The 13140-nt window shown below is 73.4% G+C and carries 18 protein-coding genes; 12 read left to right on the top strand and 6 right to left on the bottom strand.

Annotated elements, in window-relative coordinates; translation table 11 throughout:
• Window positions 1–140: 140 nt before the first annotated feature.
• Window positions 141–710 carry a DinB family protein gene (locus ACZ4WZ_RS00070; RefSeq protein WP_467883547.1) on the top strand — a complete coding sequence of 190 codons (570 nt, stop codon included), beginning with the start codon at window positions 141–143 and terminating at the stop codon, window positions 708–710.
• Between the two features lie 66 nt (window positions 711–776).
• Here the strand turns inward: ACZ4WZ_RS00070 and ACZ4WZ_RS00075 are convergent, their stop codons facing one another.
• Window positions 777–1799, bottom strand: a complete 1023-nt coding sequence (locus ACZ4WZ_RS00075) for a winged helix-turn-helix domain-containing protein (RefSeq protein WP_467883549.1) — start codon at window positions 1797–1799, stop codon at window positions 777–779.
• 141 nt (window positions 1800–1940) lie between these two features.
• Between ACZ4WZ_RS00075 and ACZ4WZ_RS00080 the strand changes: the two genes are divergently transcribed.
• The 8 genes from ACZ4WZ_RS00080 to ACZ4WZ_RS00115 all read left to right on the top strand — a co-directional run bounded on the left by ACZ4WZ_RS00080 (window position 1941) and on the right by ACZ4WZ_RS00115 (window position 7363).
• Window positions 1941–2312: a hypothetical protein gene (locus ACZ4WZ_RS00080; protein ID WP_467883551.1), complete on the top strand. Its 372-nt coding sequence runs from the start codon at window positions 1941–1943 to the stop codon at window positions 2310–2312.
• A 234-nt stretch (window positions 2313–2546) separates the two neighbouring features.
• Window positions 2547–3494 carry an NmrA/HSCARG family protein gene (locus tag ACZ4WZ_RS00085; RefSeq protein WP_467883553.1) on the top strand — a complete coding sequence of 316 codons (948 nt, stop codon included), beginning with the start codon at window positions 2547–2549 and terminating at the stop codon, window positions 3492–3494.
• A 130-nt stretch (window positions 3495–3624) separates the two neighbouring features.
• Window positions 3625–4581 carry a TIGR03557 family F420-dependent LLM class oxidoreductase gene (locus tag ACZ4WZ_RS00090; RefSeq protein ID WP_467883555.1) on the top strand — a complete coding sequence of 319 codons (957 nt, stop codon included), beginning with the start codon at window positions 3625–3627 and terminating at the stop codon, window positions 4579–4581.
• An 84-nt stretch (window positions 4582–4665) separates the two neighbouring features.
• Window positions 4666–5079, top strand: coding sequence for a CBS domain-containing protein (locus tag ACZ4WZ_RS00095; RefSeq protein WP_467883557.1), 414 nt, complete (start codon window positions 4666–4668; stop codon window positions 5077–5079).
• 51 nt (window positions 5080–5130) lie between these two features.
• Complete coding sequence (locus ACZ4WZ_RS00100; protein ID WP_467883559.1) at window positions 5131–5445, top strand: hypothetical protein; 315 nt, start codon at window positions 5131–5133, stop codon at window positions 5443–5445.
• A 165-nt stretch (window positions 5446–5610) separates the two neighbouring features.
• Window positions 5611–6024 carry an STAS domain-containing protein gene (locus ACZ4WZ_RS00105; protein WP_467883561.1) on the top strand — a complete coding sequence of 138 codons (414 nt, stop codon included), beginning with the start codon at window positions 5611–5613 and terminating at the stop codon, window positions 6022–6024.
• A gap of 129 nt (window positions 6025–6153) precedes the next feature.
• Window positions 6154–6942 (top strand): VOC family protein, encoded by a 789-nt coding sequence (locus ACZ4WZ_RS00110; protein ID WP_467883563.1) that lies wholly within the window; start codon window positions 6154–6156, stop codon window positions 6940–6942.
• 118 nt (window positions 6943–7060) lie between these two features.
• On the top strand, window positions 7061–7363 hold the full coding sequence (locus tag ACZ4WZ_RS00115; protein ID WP_467883565.1) for a hypothetical protein: 303 nt from the start codon (window positions 7061–7063) through the stop codon (window positions 7361–7363).
• 39 nt (window positions 7364–7402) lie between these two features.
• On the opposite strand, the gene ACZ4WZ_RS00120 is transcribed toward ACZ4WZ_RS00115, so the two are convergent.
• The 4 genes from ACZ4WZ_RS00120 to ACZ4WZ_RS00135 form a co-directional block, all read right to left on the bottom strand.
• Window positions 7403–8194, bottom strand: a complete 792-nt coding sequence (locus ACZ4WZ_RS00120) for a DUF72 domain-containing protein (RefSeq protein ID WP_467883567.1) — start codon at window positions 8192–8194, stop codon at window positions 7403–7405.
• A 36-nt stretch (window positions 8195–8230) separates the two neighbouring features.
• Complete coding sequence (locus tag ACZ4WZ_RS00125; RefSeq protein WP_467883569.1) at window positions 8231–8710, bottom strand: cupin domain-containing protein; 480 nt, start codon at window positions 8708–8710, stop codon at window positions 8231–8233.
• A 136-nt stretch (window positions 8711–8846) separates the two neighbouring features.
• On the bottom strand, window positions 8847–9650 hold the full coding sequence (locus tag ACZ4WZ_RS00130; protein ID WP_467883571.1) for a hypothetical protein: 804 nt from the start codon (window positions 9648–9650) through the stop codon (window positions 8847–8849).
• A gap of 10 nt (window positions 9651–9660) precedes the next feature.
• Entirely contained in the window at window positions 9661–9864 is a 204-nt protein-coding gene (locus tag ACZ4WZ_RS00135; protein WP_467883573.1) for a hypothetical protein, read from the bottom strand.
• A 207-nt stretch (window positions 9865–10071) separates the two neighbouring features.
• On the opposite strand from ACZ4WZ_RS00135, the gene ACZ4WZ_RS00140 reads away from it, so the two are divergent.
• From ACZ4WZ_RS00140 to ACZ4WZ_RS00150, 3 genes are all read left to right on the top strand, one after another.
• Window positions 10072–10335, top strand: coding sequence for a GlsB/YeaQ/YmgE family stress response membrane protein (locus ACZ4WZ_RS00140; RefSeq protein WP_467883575.1), 264 nt, complete (start codon window positions 10072–10074; stop codon window positions 10333–10335).
• Between the two features lie 420 nt (window positions 10336–10755).
• Window positions 10756–11973 (top strand): M4 family metallopeptidase, encoded by a 1218-nt coding sequence (locus ACZ4WZ_RS00145; RefSeq protein ID WP_467883577.1) that lies wholly within the window; start codon window positions 10756–10758, stop codon window positions 11971–11973.
• Window positions 11974–12007: 34 nt separating this feature from the next.
• Entirely contained in the window at window positions 12008–12310 is a 303-nt protein-coding gene (locus tag ACZ4WZ_RS00150) for a protealysin inhibitor emfourin (protein WP_467883580.1), read from the top strand.
• Between the two features lie 17 nt (window positions 12311–12327).
• On the opposite strand, the gene xdhC is transcribed toward ACZ4WZ_RS00150, so the two are convergent.
• A complete protein-coding gene (gene xdhC / locus ACZ4WZ_RS00155) occupies window positions 12328–13140 on the bottom strand; it encodes a xanthine dehydrogenase accessory protein XdhC (protein ID WP_467884185.1) in 813 nt (270 codons plus the stop codon).

Here is a 13140-nt window from a genome sequence, read left to right on the forward strand (position 1 = left end):
TGAGACGCGGCTCACGAACGCCTTCAGCGGCCCGGGCAGCCTTCGGGAGCTCTCCGTAGGGCCCTCGCCCCGCTCGCCGCCCGCCCCGGGAGCCGGCCGGGCGGAATCTCTCTGGCCGACCCGGGCCGTCGCATACGATCATGGGCCGCATGAGTGAACAACCCGCGCGATGGACCCAGTCGACCGTGTACGCCGACATGTGGGCGGATCCGGACGACGACCCCCGCAACAACACCGGAACGAGCCCGGACGGCGAGCTCGCCACGCTCCTGGACTTCCTGACGGGCTACCGCCTGACCCTGAGGATGAAGTGCGAGGGCCTGGACCCCGAGCAGCTGGCCCGGCGGTCGGTTCCGCCGTCGACGATGTCGCTGCTCGGGCTGATCCGTCACCTCGCCGAGGTGGAGCGGGACTGGCACAACTGGATCACCGACGGCGACCCGCTGCCCAAGCTGTACGGCGAGCGCGACGCCGACTTCCACGGGGCCGTCGCCGACCAGGCCGTGGTCGACGCCGCGTACGCGGACCTGGAGCGCGAGCAGGCCGCGACCGACGCCGCGCTGGCCGCGCATCCGGACCTGGGCGAGCGCGTGGGGAAGGACTCCATCGCGATCCGGGAGCTGATGGTGCACAGGATCGACGAGTACGCCCGCCACTGCGGCCACGCCGACCTGCTGCGCGAGTGCGTCGACGGAAGGGTCGGCCAGTGAGCTGACCCCGCCGGGGTTCAGGGCGTGCGCCGCCCGACCAGCGAGTTCAGCAGCGCGGCGCCGCGCTCACATTCCGTCCAGCAGCGTGCGGCCGAGACGGGTGAGGGTGTGCAGGGCGGTCTTCCGGTCGCGGGTGAGGGCGGCCAGCCCGGCGCCGCGAAGGGTGGTGGCGTGCTCGCTGGCGCTGGCCGGCGAGATGCCCGCACGCCGGGCGAGCTGCGTGGTCGTGCACGCGGGGTGGTCGGCGATCACGCACATCACCACCGCCCTGGTGCGGCCGAGGAGCGCGGACAGGGCCGGCGGCACCGGAGTGCCGGCGCGGCGCGGGCCGACGGCCGGGGCCCACAGCTCGGCCGCGTCGACGGGACTGGTCAGGGCCGGGTACACCACCAGGACCGTGTCGGCCTCGGGGCCCGCGAACAGCTGGGGGACGGGCCCGCAGAACACCGACGGGGCCAGTACGAGCGAGCGCCCCGCCAGGTGGAAGTCGGCCGCCCGGTGGACCAGCGGCCGGTAGCCGGGGACCTCCAGCACGGGCGGTTCCCACAGCGCTATCGGGCGCAGGCTGTCCAGCAGGGCCCCGACCCCGCCCTGGGCCATGAGCCGCCCGCGCCGGGCCAGCTCCCCCTCGAGGTGCTGCTGGATGCGCTCCCAGTACGGGGCCACGGCCACGCGGTGGCAGTCCAGGAGGGCGGTGGCGAGCCTGGCCACCGCTCGCGGGCCGGCGTCCACCGCCTCCGCCAGCCAGGGAGCGTGCCGCCGGGGCCCGCCCGCGACCACCGCGAACTCCGCGCGCAGCCTGCGCCGGGGTGCTCCGCGCAGCCGCTCGACGCCCTCGTCGATCCGGGCCGCCGCGCCCACCAGGGTGAACAGGTCCACCAGTTCCCCGCGCGGAGAGCCGAGGAACCTCGCGGTGTCCGGCCCGTCGCCCGTGATCAGGGGGCCGGTGCGCGCACGCCAGCCGCCGAAGAGCGCCTTGGCGTCACGCCGCTGCAGGTTCCACAGGCTCAGCTCCGTCTCCGCGAGCGGCCCCAGGAGGGCCACCCTCACCCGTGCCAGGTCCTGCGCCGTGAAGTGCAACCGCAGCACGCCTTCCTCCTCAGCCGCCCCTGCGGGCGATGCTCCCCACCGCCGTCGTTTCGGGACAGCCCGAAACGAGTCGAATCCGGTGTCCGTGCGGGCGCAGGCTGTGCCGGGCAAGCCGACAGCGTCTTCCCGAAGGAGTGCTCCATGAAGAAGCGTCTCGCGGGTGCGGTCCTGGCCGTGGCCGCCTTCACGGCCCCGCTGGCCGTCGTGGCCCCCACGACCGCCAGCGCGGCCGCCGCCGCGTGCTCGTCGCCCGGCTGGGGCCCGTACGATCCCGGCTACTCGTTCACGGTCTCCGGCAAGAGCTCGCCGCTGCGGTCGGGTCCGAGCGCGGACTGCGGGGTGCGCACGTACGTCCCGGCGAGCACCGAGTTCAGCATCGACTGCCGGTACGTCAACGGCGCGGGCAACCTCTGGTACCACGGTGACGTGTACACGGGCGGCCGCACCTACAGCGGCTGGATGTACGCGGGCAACCTGGGCAGCGTCTACGACTCCAACAACGCGTCCTGCTGACCCCGGCGCGGGTGGCCGCGGGGGCTGACTCGGGCGCGGTACCCGGTCGCCTCCGCCGGTGACCGGCCCGGGCCCGGCGCCCCCTCGGCGCGGGGGACCGAGGGGGCGCCGTCTCGTGCGGCCATACGGGCGGGCCCGGGGTGTGGCGCCGGTGGCGTCCGGTCCGCCGCCCGTATGTTCGCGGCGGAAACGTCCCACGGGGCGAGGAACGCGTGCGGGAGTGGGTGGCCGGCGATGACCGGGAAGCGGACGATCACCGTATTCGGAGCGACCGGGCAGCAGGGGGGCTCCCTGGCCCGGTCGATCCTGGAGGACCGGGACGGCGACTTCGCGGTGCGCGCCGTGACCCGCCGTCCGGACTCGGAACGGGCGCGGGAGCTGGAGCGGCTCGGGGCGGAGGTGGTCCGGGCCGACATGGACGACGAAGCGAGCCTCGGACCCGCCCTCGAAGGCGCGTACGGGGCGTTCCTGGTGACCAACTTCTGGGAGGACATGGACGCCGCCCGCGAGAAGCGGCAGGCGGCGGCCCTCGCCCGGGCGACCGGGCACGCGGGCGTGCAGCACGCGATCTGGTCCACCCTGGAGGACACGCGCCACTGCATTCCGGTGGACGACGACCGGATGCCGACGCTCCAGGGCCAGTACAAGGTTCCGCACTTCGACGCCAAGGCGGAGGCGGACCAGTACTTCCTCGACGCGGGGGTGCCGGTCACGTTCCTGCGGACCACCTTCTTCTGGGACAACCTGCTGGGCAGCTTCGCGCCGAGGGAGACGGAGGACGGGGGCCTGGAGCTGATCTACCCGATGGGCGACAAGCGGCTGTCCGGCATGGCCGTCGACGACATCGGCAGGATCGCGCACGCCATCTTCAGGACGGGTGCCGACTTCGTCGCCGCCACCATCAGCGTCGCCGGCGAGCACCTGCGGGTCGCCGACATGGCCGCGGCCCTCACCGAGTCCCTGGGCCGGCCGGTCCGCTACCGGCCCCTGACCCCGGACGCGTTCCGCGCCCTCGGCTTTCCCGGCGCCGACGAGGCGGGGAACATGTTCCAGTTCTACGCCGACTGCGAGGCCTCCTTCACCGGTGCGCGGGACCTGGACGCCGTGCGCGGCATCAACCCGGCCCTCCAGGACTTCGCCACCTGGCTGGCGGCCCACCGCGACCGGTTCCCCCCGGCCTGACGACGGCCCCGGGGTGGGTTCGAGGGCCGGCCCGCCCCGCAGCGCGGGGCGCGAGGTTTGCCCCCCCGTCGGCGGGGGCACGCGCCGACCACGGAGCCACGTACTTCCCGTCCCTGGAGGCACGAGACCGATGACAGCTTTCGGCTACTTCCTGGCCTGCGAGGAATTCCCCCCGGACCGGCTTCTGGAGCAGGCCCGGCGGGCCGCCGACGCCGGTTTCAGCCGGCTGGCGATCTCCGACCACTTCCACCCGTGGAACGACGCCCAGGGCAACAGCCCGCTCGTCTGGTCGGTGATCGGGGCCCTGTCGCAGACCGTGGAGCTGCCGGTGACCACCCTGGTCACCTGCCCCACCATGCGGATGCACCCGGCGGTGACGGCCCAGGCCGCGGCGACGTCGAGCCGGCTGCTGGAGGGCCGCTTCGCGCTGGGCGTGGGCACCGGCGAGGCCCTCAACGAACACATCCTCGGCGACCGCTGGCCGGCCTTCGACGAGCGGGCCGAGATGCTGGAGGAAGCCGTCGAGGTGATGCGCGAGCTCTTCACCGGCCGTCAGGTCAGCCACCGCGGCCGGCACTACACGGTGGAGAACGCCCGCCTGTACACCGCGCCGCGGGGCCCGCTGCCCATTCACGTCTCCGGCTTCGGGCCGAAGGCGGCGGACCTGGCCGGGCGCATCGGCGACGGGTTCGTCACCATGGGCCCCGACGAGGAGGCCATCAAGCGCTTCCGGGACGCGGGGGGCGAGGGGAAGCCGGTGATCGGCGGCCTCAAGGTGTGCTGGGGCGAGGACCGGGACAAGGCAGTCGACACCGCGCACCGTCTGTGGCCGACCGAGCAGCTGCCGGGCGAGCTGAACCAGATCCTGCCCACCCCGGCGCACTTCGAGCAGGCGAGTGAACTCGTCACCCGCCGCCAGGTGTCCGACGCCGTCCCCTGCGGCCCCGACGTCGAGGAGCACGTGGAGGCCGTCCGCGCCTATGTGGAGGCGGGGTTCGAGGAGGTGTACATCGGCCAGATCGGCCCGGACGACCAGGCCTTCTTCGAGGCCTACCGCGACAAGGTGCTGCCCGCCCTCACCGGATGAGGCCGCACCTGGACGAGACCGGCCGGGAGAAGAAGACCGCCGCAACAACAAGACCCACCGCGAGAACACGAGGAGGAACCGCTGATGACCACCGCCCGCGAGATCATGACGGAGGGCGCCGACTGCATCGGTGCCGAGGAGACCATCATCCGGGCAGCGGAGATGATGAAGGAGCTCGGGGTCGGTGCCCTGCCGATCTGCGGCACCGACAACAAGCTGAAGGGGATGCTCACTGACCGCGACATCGTGGTCAAGGTCCTGGCGGAGGGCAAGGACCCCGCCCAGTGCAAGGCCGGCGAACTGGCCCAGGGCGAGGCGGTGACCATCGGGGCCGACGACGACGCCGACGAGATCCTGCGCACGATGGCCCGGCACAAGGTCCGGCGGCTGCCCGTCATCGACGGCCACGACCTCGTCGGAATGGTGGCCCAGGCCGACGTCGCACGTGCGCTGCCCGACACGAAGGTCGGCGAGCTCCTCGAATCACTGTCCAGCTGACCCCGCCGAGGAGCCGGGGTCCGAGGAACAGAGCGGAAGAAGGCGAGCACCATGGGCTGGGCCTCGTGGACGACGCGTTCGGTCGTGGCGGGCCGCGGCGGCGTCCGGACACAGGACGCCGGCGTCCTCACGGGGGAACTGGAGGTGCACACCGCCTGGTCCGACGGGCTGGCCCGGGTGACCGTACGCCACCCGGGCGGTTCCACCTGGTGGCCCGTGGCCGGCGGCCCCGTGCCGTGCCCCAACGGGTACGCCAGCCGGCTCCTCCACGACGCCGTGCTCGACTCGGTCCGCGGCGAGGGCACCACGACGCTGTCGGCCCTCCGGCCCGGGGCCCGCGCCGCGCACGACGCGCTGGCGGCGTGAGGCGCCCGGACGCGGGCCGGTACCGCCCGGCACGCGGTACCGGCCTGAGCGAAACCTGACAACCCGGGCGGACGTCAGCGAGCCTCTTACCCCTCCCGCGGGGCACCACGCCAGGATGGTGGCCCCGCGGGCCGCCGCCCGCGCGGGCGAATCGGGAAGGGGAACGTGTTGATCACCACGGACGTCCAGTACCGCGGCACCACCGTCCTGGTCAGTGCCTGCGGCGAACTCGACGAGGAGGCGGACGCGGAGCTCCGGCGCGCGCTGGAGTACGCCACCCCCGCCGAGCGGGTCCTCATGATCGATCTGCACGGGGTCCCCTTCATGGACGCCGACGGCCTGCTGCACCTCCTCGACCTGCACCGGCGCGCCGAACGCCGGGGGCTCCGGGTCCTGGTCGTCGGCTGGCAGATCCAGCCGCGGGAGCTGATGGCCCGGATCGCGGGCCTTCCCGGTCCGGCTTCGGCCACCGCCGACCGGTACGCGACGGCCGGGTTCCGGGAGCTGCTCGGGGCACGCGCCCGCGACGCCCGCGCGTGCACGGATTCCCGTACGGACCGGCTGCCCGCCGGCGGTTGAGCCGCTCCCCCTCCCCCGTCCCCCTTCCGGAGGGACCGCGTCCGGGCCGGTTGGCGTCCGCTCTGACGGGCGGGGGCGGGTGTCCGGTGCCACGCTGGGTCGTACCGGCTCCCTGAAAGGCCCGCGCCCATGATCACCACTGATTACGTCCCCGGCTCCCCCTGCTGGCTCGACCTCGGCACCCCCGACGTCCCGGCCGCGGCGGCCTTCTACGGCGCCGTGTTCGGATGGGAGTACGAGTCCATGGGGGGCATGGAAGGCGGGATGTTCCGCAGGGACGGGAAGATCGTCGCCGGGCTCGGCAAGCTCACCGAGCAGGGCGCGCGGTCGGCGTGGATGATCTACTACAGCGTCGGGGACGCGGAAGCCACGACCCGGGCGGTGGAGGACGCGGGCGGTACGGTCCGGGTGGCTCCGATGGCTCTGGACGACTCGGGCCGGATGGCCCAGTTCAGCGACCCCCTGGGCGGGCAGTTCGCCGTCTGGCAGCCGGGCACGGACAAGGGGGTCGAGCTGGTGGACGAGCCGGGCTCGCTGTGCTGGACCGAGCTGTTCACCAGCGACGCCGCGGCCGCGAGGGAGTTCTACGGCGGCGTCCTCGGCTGGCGGTTCAGCGACATGGAGCTGCCCGGCGGCGGGGGCACGTACTCGCTGATCACTCCGGCGGGGCTCCCGGACGAGCGCATGCACGGCGGGCTCATGGAACTGGCCCCGGAGCACCTCGGCCTCACGAACGGGCGGCCGTACTGGCACCCCGTGTTCGCCGTCCCCGACTGCGACGCCGCCGTCGCCGCGGTCACCGGGAACGGCGGCAACACGCAGACGGACCCGCAGGACGTGGAGGGCATCGGCCGCCTCTCCGTCTGCCTCGACCCCTGGAACGCCGACTTCGTGGTCCTCACCCCGGCCGCCGGCTGAGTCGGGCACATCCGAAAGGCCAGGGCGAACCGGTATATATCCCGCTTCAGGCGGGTATCACGCCAGATCCGTACGCATCAATGTCCCGTACCGCTACGGGACGGACCCTGGAGGCCGGATGACCTGGGCATCATGGACCACGCGCGGCGTTTTCGCCGGGCGGGGCGGGGTGAGAACCGCCGAATCGGTTCTTCTGACCGGCGAGCTCGACGTGCACACGACCTGGACCGAGGCCGACCGGCTGGCCCACGTCGCCGTCCAGCACAGCGGCGCCACGGAGTGGCTCACCCTGGCGGGGAGCCCGGCGCCCTGTCCGAGCGAGGAGGCGAGCCGGGCCCTGCACGACGCCGTACTGCTGGCCGTACGCGCCGGCAACGCGGCGACGCTCCCCCAGTCCGGCGCCACGGCGCCGGCCGGCTGAGGAACTCCCCGGCCCGCGGCAGGCTCCCCGATCGGGGCCTCAGGGAGGCTCGCCGGTCCGCGCGGGCGCCGCGCGGCCCGCTTCCGGGACGGCCCCGCCGGGTCCCGGGCCGCCCGTGAGGCGGGCGAAGGCGCGGGCGTCGGTCACGGCGGCCCCACCGGGGTCGTTGTTGAAGTACGCGAAGACGTCCGCCTCGGGGGGCCAGGCGTCGGCCACCCGGGCCGCCCAGCCGCGCAGGGCGGCCCTGCCGTAGCGGGGCCAGGGGCGGGCGCGGCCCGCGTGGAAGCGGACGTAGCCCCAGTCGGCGGTGCGCCACAGCGGTGTCACCGGCCGCGATCCCCGGTCCGCCCAGCACAGGGCGGCACCGCGCCCGGTCAGCACCGACCGCACGGCCGGCGTCCACCAGGATTCGTGCCGGGGCTCGACGGCGACCCGGACGCCGGCCGGGAAGCAGGCGAGGCAGCGGTCGAGCAGTTCCGGATCCGCGCGCAGCGTCGGCGGCAGCTGGAGCAGGACGGGGCCGAGCCGGTCCCCGAGGGAGGCGGCGTGCGCCATCAGCCGATGGACCGGCTCGGCCGGGTCGCGCAGCCGCTTGATGTGGGTGAGGAACCGGCTGGCCTTCACGGCCATCACGAAGCCGGGCGGAGTGCGGTCGTGCCACTGGGCGAAGGTGTCGGGGGACGGCAGACGGTAGAAGGCGTTGTTGTTCTCCACCGTCCGGAAGTGCGTCGCGTACTCCTCCAGCCACAGCCGTTGCGGCCGGTCAGGGGGATAGAACACACCCGACCAGTCCCGGTACTGCCACCCGGAGGTGCCGACGGTCACGGCCATGCGGGGCGCCTACCCCGGCTTCCGGGGTGGATGCCGTCAGGGCAGGCCGAGCCACAGAGCGGGCGAAGGCCCGTCCTCGCCGTCGGGGGACGCCTCCGGGCCGGCCGGCGCGAAGACGTGGACGGTGACGGTCGGCCCCGCTTCCCGGACGGGGTGCATCCGGTGGTAGAAGGTCTCGTCGAAGCAGAAGCCCAGGCCCGCCCCGACCTCTTCGGTACGGGGAGCGTCGCCGAGCCGGGCCCGCTCGTGCGTGAGGGCTCCCCGCGCCACGTACACCGCTCCGCGTATGCGCTCGTGGTCGAGGTAGGCGGCCCCCGGTGACAGGCACTCCCAGCCGAGGGCCCAGACCCCGAAGAGGCCGGTCCGGAACAGCGGCAGCCAGCCGCCCTCGCCGTCCGGCTCCGACAGCCTCGGCCGCCAGCGGTGGTAGTCGCGGCCCACGTCGTAGGCGATCTCCAGGAACTCCTCGGGCTCCATGAGGGTCGGGCCGCGCGATACGGCCGGCCGGATGTCCATGCGTACGCACCGCCTCGCATGCTCTCGTCCACGGGCGCGCCCCGAGCACGCCCGGCCGTTCTTCATCCGTCGCCTGCCCGGACGGCGGTTTTCCATGCGGGGGGGGGCGGCGGCCGGGCGGGCTGCGGCGGACCCGTCAGCGGCGCCGGTAGAGGGTGACGCCGTCGCCGTGGCCGAGCCAGCGCACGGTCAGGGGGCAGGTGGCCCCGGCGGTCCAATGGCGGCTCAGCTCGCCGAAGAAGTCCTCGTCGGCGCACATCCCGCCCGGCCCCTCCCCCACGTACAGGAACGTGTCCCCGCCGTGGGCGCGCAGCGCCTCCGCGGCCATCGCGTCCGCGGGTGGCGGCCATACGAGCATCAGGGTGCGGCCGGGGTGGCGCCGCACCGCGTCGACGGCCGTCGCCGTCTCGATGTCGGCGTAACGGAAGCCGTGGGTGAAGGCGTTCGTCTCGACGTCGTTCAGGTCCGTGGCCAGGACGTCCAGGCCGGCCCGGGACAACTGCCGTGCCCAGTAGCCGGATCCCGCCCCCACTTCCAGCAGGGCCGCGCCGCCGGTGACGTCGCGGATCCACTGCGCGACGGAGCCGGTGAGCACCGCCCAGCTGTACAGCCCGGCGAGGTCCTGGCGGCGCAGCATCAGCGGCGCCGCGTCCTCCTCCCGCGGCAGGTGGTCGAAGACCTCGACGACCACCCGGCCCCCGGGCCCCCGCGCGCGCAGGGCGGGGTACCACAGCAGCGGCACCATCTGCGGGTGCCGGTCCGCGTGGATCACGTCCTGCTCGGGCAGCAGCTCCCCGAGGGCACGGAACGGGTGCCCCCAGCCCGGGAACGTCACCGTCGGCCGTGCGTCCCACATCCGCTGCAGCCGGGTGGAGAGCTCGACCAGCCTCTCCACCACGGGCGGCGGCCCGGCCGATGGGGCGGCGCGGTGTTCGCTCATGCGGCGGGGTTCAGAGGGCCACGTGCTGGACCACGGCCAGGTCGCCCGCGGCGGGGGCGTCGACGGGAGCGGAGAGCATCCCCATGTGGGCGACGACGCTGATGCCGTCCTTGCCGTCCGAGCCCGCCGGGTTGGCGGCACCGGCCGTGGCCGCGCCCGCGAGGGCGGCGACGGCGGCCGCGACGACGGCGGCGTGACGAGTGGTCTGGTTCATGCGGGGTCCCCCTTGATATGACGTGCGGCGCGCGCAGTCGAGAACTGGCGTACGAGAACCACCCTACCTCCGGGCCCACTTGGGACGATCATGGCCCGGCTGCCGCCCCGAGGGGGGCACGGCCCGTGGGAAGAGGTTTGAGAATCGCTTGGTCGGCGTAGAAGCGGAATCGACCGTTATTCAACGCGACGAGGCAAAGAAGGCACCATGGGAATCATCGCTTGGATCCTCATCGGACTCCTGGCGGGCATCATCGCCAAAATGCTGATGCCCGGGAAGGACCCGGGAGGAATCATCGTCACCATACTGATCGGTATCGTGGGCGCACTGCTCGGCGGATGGCTCGGCAAGGTGATTTTCGGCGTCGACTCCGTCGACGGATTCTTCGAGCTTTCCACGTGGATCGCCGCCATCGTCGGCTCCCTCATCCTCCTGGCCGTCTTCCGCCTGTTCAGCCGCGCGTCACGATGACGGGGAAGCCGGCCGGACGGTTTCCGCCGTCCGGCCGGCGCGCCCCGGTCCCGTCCCCCACCGCCGGGGTGCGAGCGGTCAGGCCCGCCGAAGGGGGTTCCGGGACACGCGGGTTGCGTTTGCCGACGGCCACGGAGGGCGGGAGACTGGGGGGTACGACGTGCCGTGCCGCGGGACCGCGCCCGGCCGGTGCCGACGCTCCTCCCGCGCCGCCGCGTCCGCACCCGCGGGTGCGCGTCCGCGGCCTGCCGTGCCACGTCAATCCGCCCTCTCGTCAGCCGTCGGGAACCGGGCAGTGGTGCGGGTGGCGACATGCGGGCGGGTGGCGACATGCGGGTTCCGAGATCCCGTGCCCGGCGAAAGCCCGTGGCCGGATCGATGAACCCTCAACAGTAGGTCCTCTCACCCAGGAGGTGGGCCATGAGCAGCACCCGCCCGGTCAACTGCATCATCCCGCCGTACATCCTCGAAAAGCTCATGGAGAGCGGGGACAGCGAGGTGCGCCAGGCCGCCCTGGACACCCTGCTGACCACCGCTCGACTCCGGGGGGAACGAGCCGTCCGGTCGGCCTTCGCCGGCGGCGCGGCCGCCTCCCCCGGAAACGCCCGGCGCACCGTCTTCGACTGCGAGCGAAGTGAATTCCTCCCCGATGCGGTGCTGGCCAGGTCGGAAGACGGGCCGGAATCCCCGGACGACGCCGTCAACCAGGCGTTCGAGGGGCTCGGCCTGACCCGGGATTTCTACCAGGAGGTGTTCCAGCGCAATTCGATCGACGACCGGGGGATGCGGCTGAACGGGTTCGTCCACTTCGGCGAAAAGATCAACAACGCGTTCTGGGACGGCCGGGAGATGCTGTTCGGCGACGGGGACGGGGTCGAATTCGGCATCCTCACCGGTTCCCTCGATGTGGTCGGCCACGAGTTGTCGCACGGAGTCACCGAGCACACCTCGAATTTCGAGTACCACAATCAGTCCGGCGCCCTGAACGAGTCGATGTCGGACGTCTTCGGCTCGCTCGTCAAGCAGTGGTCGCTCAAGCAGACGGCCGAAGAGGCCGACTGGCTGATCGGGGCCGACATATGGACCCCGGGAATCGAGGGCGACGCCCTGCGGTCGATGAAGGCTCCGGGGACGGCGTACAACAACCCGCTGGTCGGGAAGGACCCCCAGCCCGACCGCATGAGCAAGTTCGTCCACTTGCCCGACACTCCGCGAACGGACAACGGCGGGGTGCACTTCAACTCCGGCATCCCGAACAAGGCGTTCTTCGTGACGGCCATGGGCATCGGCGGGTTCGCATGGGAGGTCTCCGGGAGGATCTGGTACGAGGCGCTCAAGGCCTCCAGCTCCGGGGACATGTTCCAGGACTTCGCGGACACCACCTTCCAGAAGGCCGGACAGCTGTTCGGCATCGGCGGCCCCGAGCAGACGGCCGTGCTGGCGGGGTGGCAGGAGGTCGAGGTCCAGATCACGGGAGTCCCGTCCGGCCTCGCCCGGGCACGGGTCTTCTCCGTCAACGGGCACGGCGGCACCGGCCGGGAGACCGACCTGGCGGCCCTGGCCCGGCAGGTCGGAGCACTGAGCGACAGGGTCAGCGGCCTGGCCCGGGACGTGGCCGCGCTGAAGGGCACCAGGTGAGCCCGGGGAAGCCCGGGCCGGGAGGCCGCGCGCGATGAGGGTGAGCCTGGTGTCGTACGGCGGGATGGCGGCGGCGGCCAACCTCCGCCGTCCGCCCCGGGTGCTGGACACGGAGGCGCTGCCCCCGGACGACGTGGCCGAGCTCCGCCGGCTGGTGGCGGCGGCCGCCGCGACGCCCCCGCCCGAGGACGCGGGCCGCGCCCGGGACGCGATGGGCCACCGGGTCACCGTGGAGGACGGCGGCCGCTCGACGGTCCTCGAACAGTCGGACGCCGCCATGTCCCCCGCGTTCGCGGCCCTGCTCACCTGGCTCCGGAGGCACCTCGCGCCGCAATGAGCGCCCGGGACCCGGCACTACGCCGCGCCGCCCCCTTCGAAGACCCGGAGCAGGTCCGCCGCCACTCCGACCGCGATCACGGCGGGCTCCTTGCCGGTGATGCAGGGCATTCCGATCGGGGTCCTGATCCGGTCGATGGCGGCGGCGTCGTGGCCGCCCTCGGTGGCCAGGCGCTGCCGGAAGCGCGCCCACTTGGCTGCGGAGCCGATCAGCCCGATCGAGCCGAGGCCGGCGGTGCGCAAGGCGGCGTCGCACAGTGCGGCGTCCTCGGCGTGGTCATGGGTCATGATCAGGACGTGCGTGCCGGGCGCCAGCTCCGCCAGCACCTCCTCCGGCAGCAGCGGGGTGTGGTGGACGTGGATCCGCGCCACCGCGTCCGCGAGTACGGCGAGCCGCTCGTCGGCGAGCTGGCCGGGGCGGCTGTCGATCAGGTGCAGATCGAGGTCGTGGCGGGCCAGGATGCGGGCCAGCTCCATCCCGACGTGCCCGACACCGAAGACGGCCACCGCCGGGACCACCGGCAGCGGTTCCAGCAGTACGCTGACGGCCCCGCCGCAGCACTGGACGCCGTGGCGGCCGGTGACCTTGTCGTTGAGGGCGAAGTCCATCAGCTCCGGCTCCGGGTCCGGCGTACCCATCACCTCCCGGGCCCGGTCGATCGCGACGGCCTCGATGTTGCCGCCGCCGATCGAACCCCAGGTCTCGGTCCGTCCCACCACGAGTTTGGCACCGGCCCGGCGGGGCGCGTGGCCGCGCACGGCCGCGACGGTCACGAGCGCGCCGGGCTCCCGGCGTGCCCGCAACCGCGCGACCGCGGCCACCCAGGTCAT

This window comes from Streptomyces sp. NPDC029122, from assembly GCF_055569445.1.

Bases quoted from the DNA above. Each gene is read 5' to 3' on its own strand.
- ACZ4WZ_RS00070 (WP_467883547.1), top strand. From the start codon at position 141: ATGGGCCGCATGAGTGAACAACCCGCGCGATGGACCCAGTCGACCGTG.
- ACZ4WZ_RS00080 (WP_467883551.1), top strand. From the start codon at position 1,941: ATGAAGAAGCGTCTCGCGGGTGCGGTCCTGGCCGTGGCCGCCTTCACG.
- ACZ4WZ_RS00085 (WP_467883553.1), top strand. From the start codon at position 2,547: ATGACCGGGAAGCGGACGATCACCGTATTCGGAGCGACCGGGCAGCAG.
- ACZ4WZ_RS00090 (WP_467883555.1), top strand. From the start codon at position 3,625: ATGACAGCTTTCGGCTACTTCCTGGCCTGCGAGGAATTCCCCCCGGAC.
- ACZ4WZ_RS00095 (WP_467883557.1), top strand. From the start codon at position 4,666: ATGACCACCGCCCGCGAGATCATGACGGAGGGCGCCGACTGCATCGGT.
- ACZ4WZ_RS00100 (WP_467883559.1), top strand. From the start codon at position 5,131: ATGGGCTGGGCCTCGTGGACGACGCGTTCGGTCGTGGCGGGCCGCGGC.
- ACZ4WZ_RS00110 (WP_467883563.1), top strand. From the start codon at position 6,154: ATGATCACCACTGATTACGTCCCCGGCTCCCCCTGCTGGCTCGACCTC.
- ACZ4WZ_RS00115 (WP_467883565.1), top strand. From the start codon at position 7,061: ATGACCTGGGCATCATGGACCACGCGCGGCGTTTTCGCCGGGCGGGGC.
- ACZ4WZ_RS00120 (WP_467883567.1), bottom strand. From the start codon at position 8,194: ATGGCCGTGACCGTCGGCACCTCCGGGTGGCAGTACCGGGACTGGTCG.
- ACZ4WZ_RS00125 (WP_467883569.1), bottom strand. From the start codon at position 8,710: ATGGACATCCGGCCGGCCGTATCGCGCGGCCCGACCCTCATGGAGCCC.
- ACZ4WZ_RS00130 (WP_467883571.1), bottom strand. From the start codon at position 9,650: ATGAGCGAACACCGCGCCGCCCCATCGGCCGGGCCGCCGCCCGTGGTG.
- ACZ4WZ_RS00135 (WP_467883573.1), bottom strand. From the start codon at position 9,864: ATGAACCAGACCACTCGTCACGCCGCCGTCGTCGCGGCCGCCGTCGCC.
- ACZ4WZ_RS00140 (WP_467883575.1), top strand. From the start codon at position 10,072: ATGGGAATCATCGCTTGGATCCTCATCGGACTCCTGGCGGGCATCATC.
- ACZ4WZ_RS00145 (WP_467883577.1), top strand. From the start codon at position 10,756: ATGAGCAGCACCCGCCCGGTCAACTGCATCATCCCGCCGTACATCCTC.
- ACZ4WZ_RS00150 (WP_467883580.1), top strand. From the start codon at position 12,008: ATGAGGGTGAGCCTGGTGTCGTACGGCGGGATGGCGGCGGCGGCCAAC.
- xdhC (WP_467884185.1), bottom strand. From the start codon at position 13,140: ATGACCTGGGTGGCCGCGGTCGCGCGGTTGCGGGCACGCCGGGAGCCC.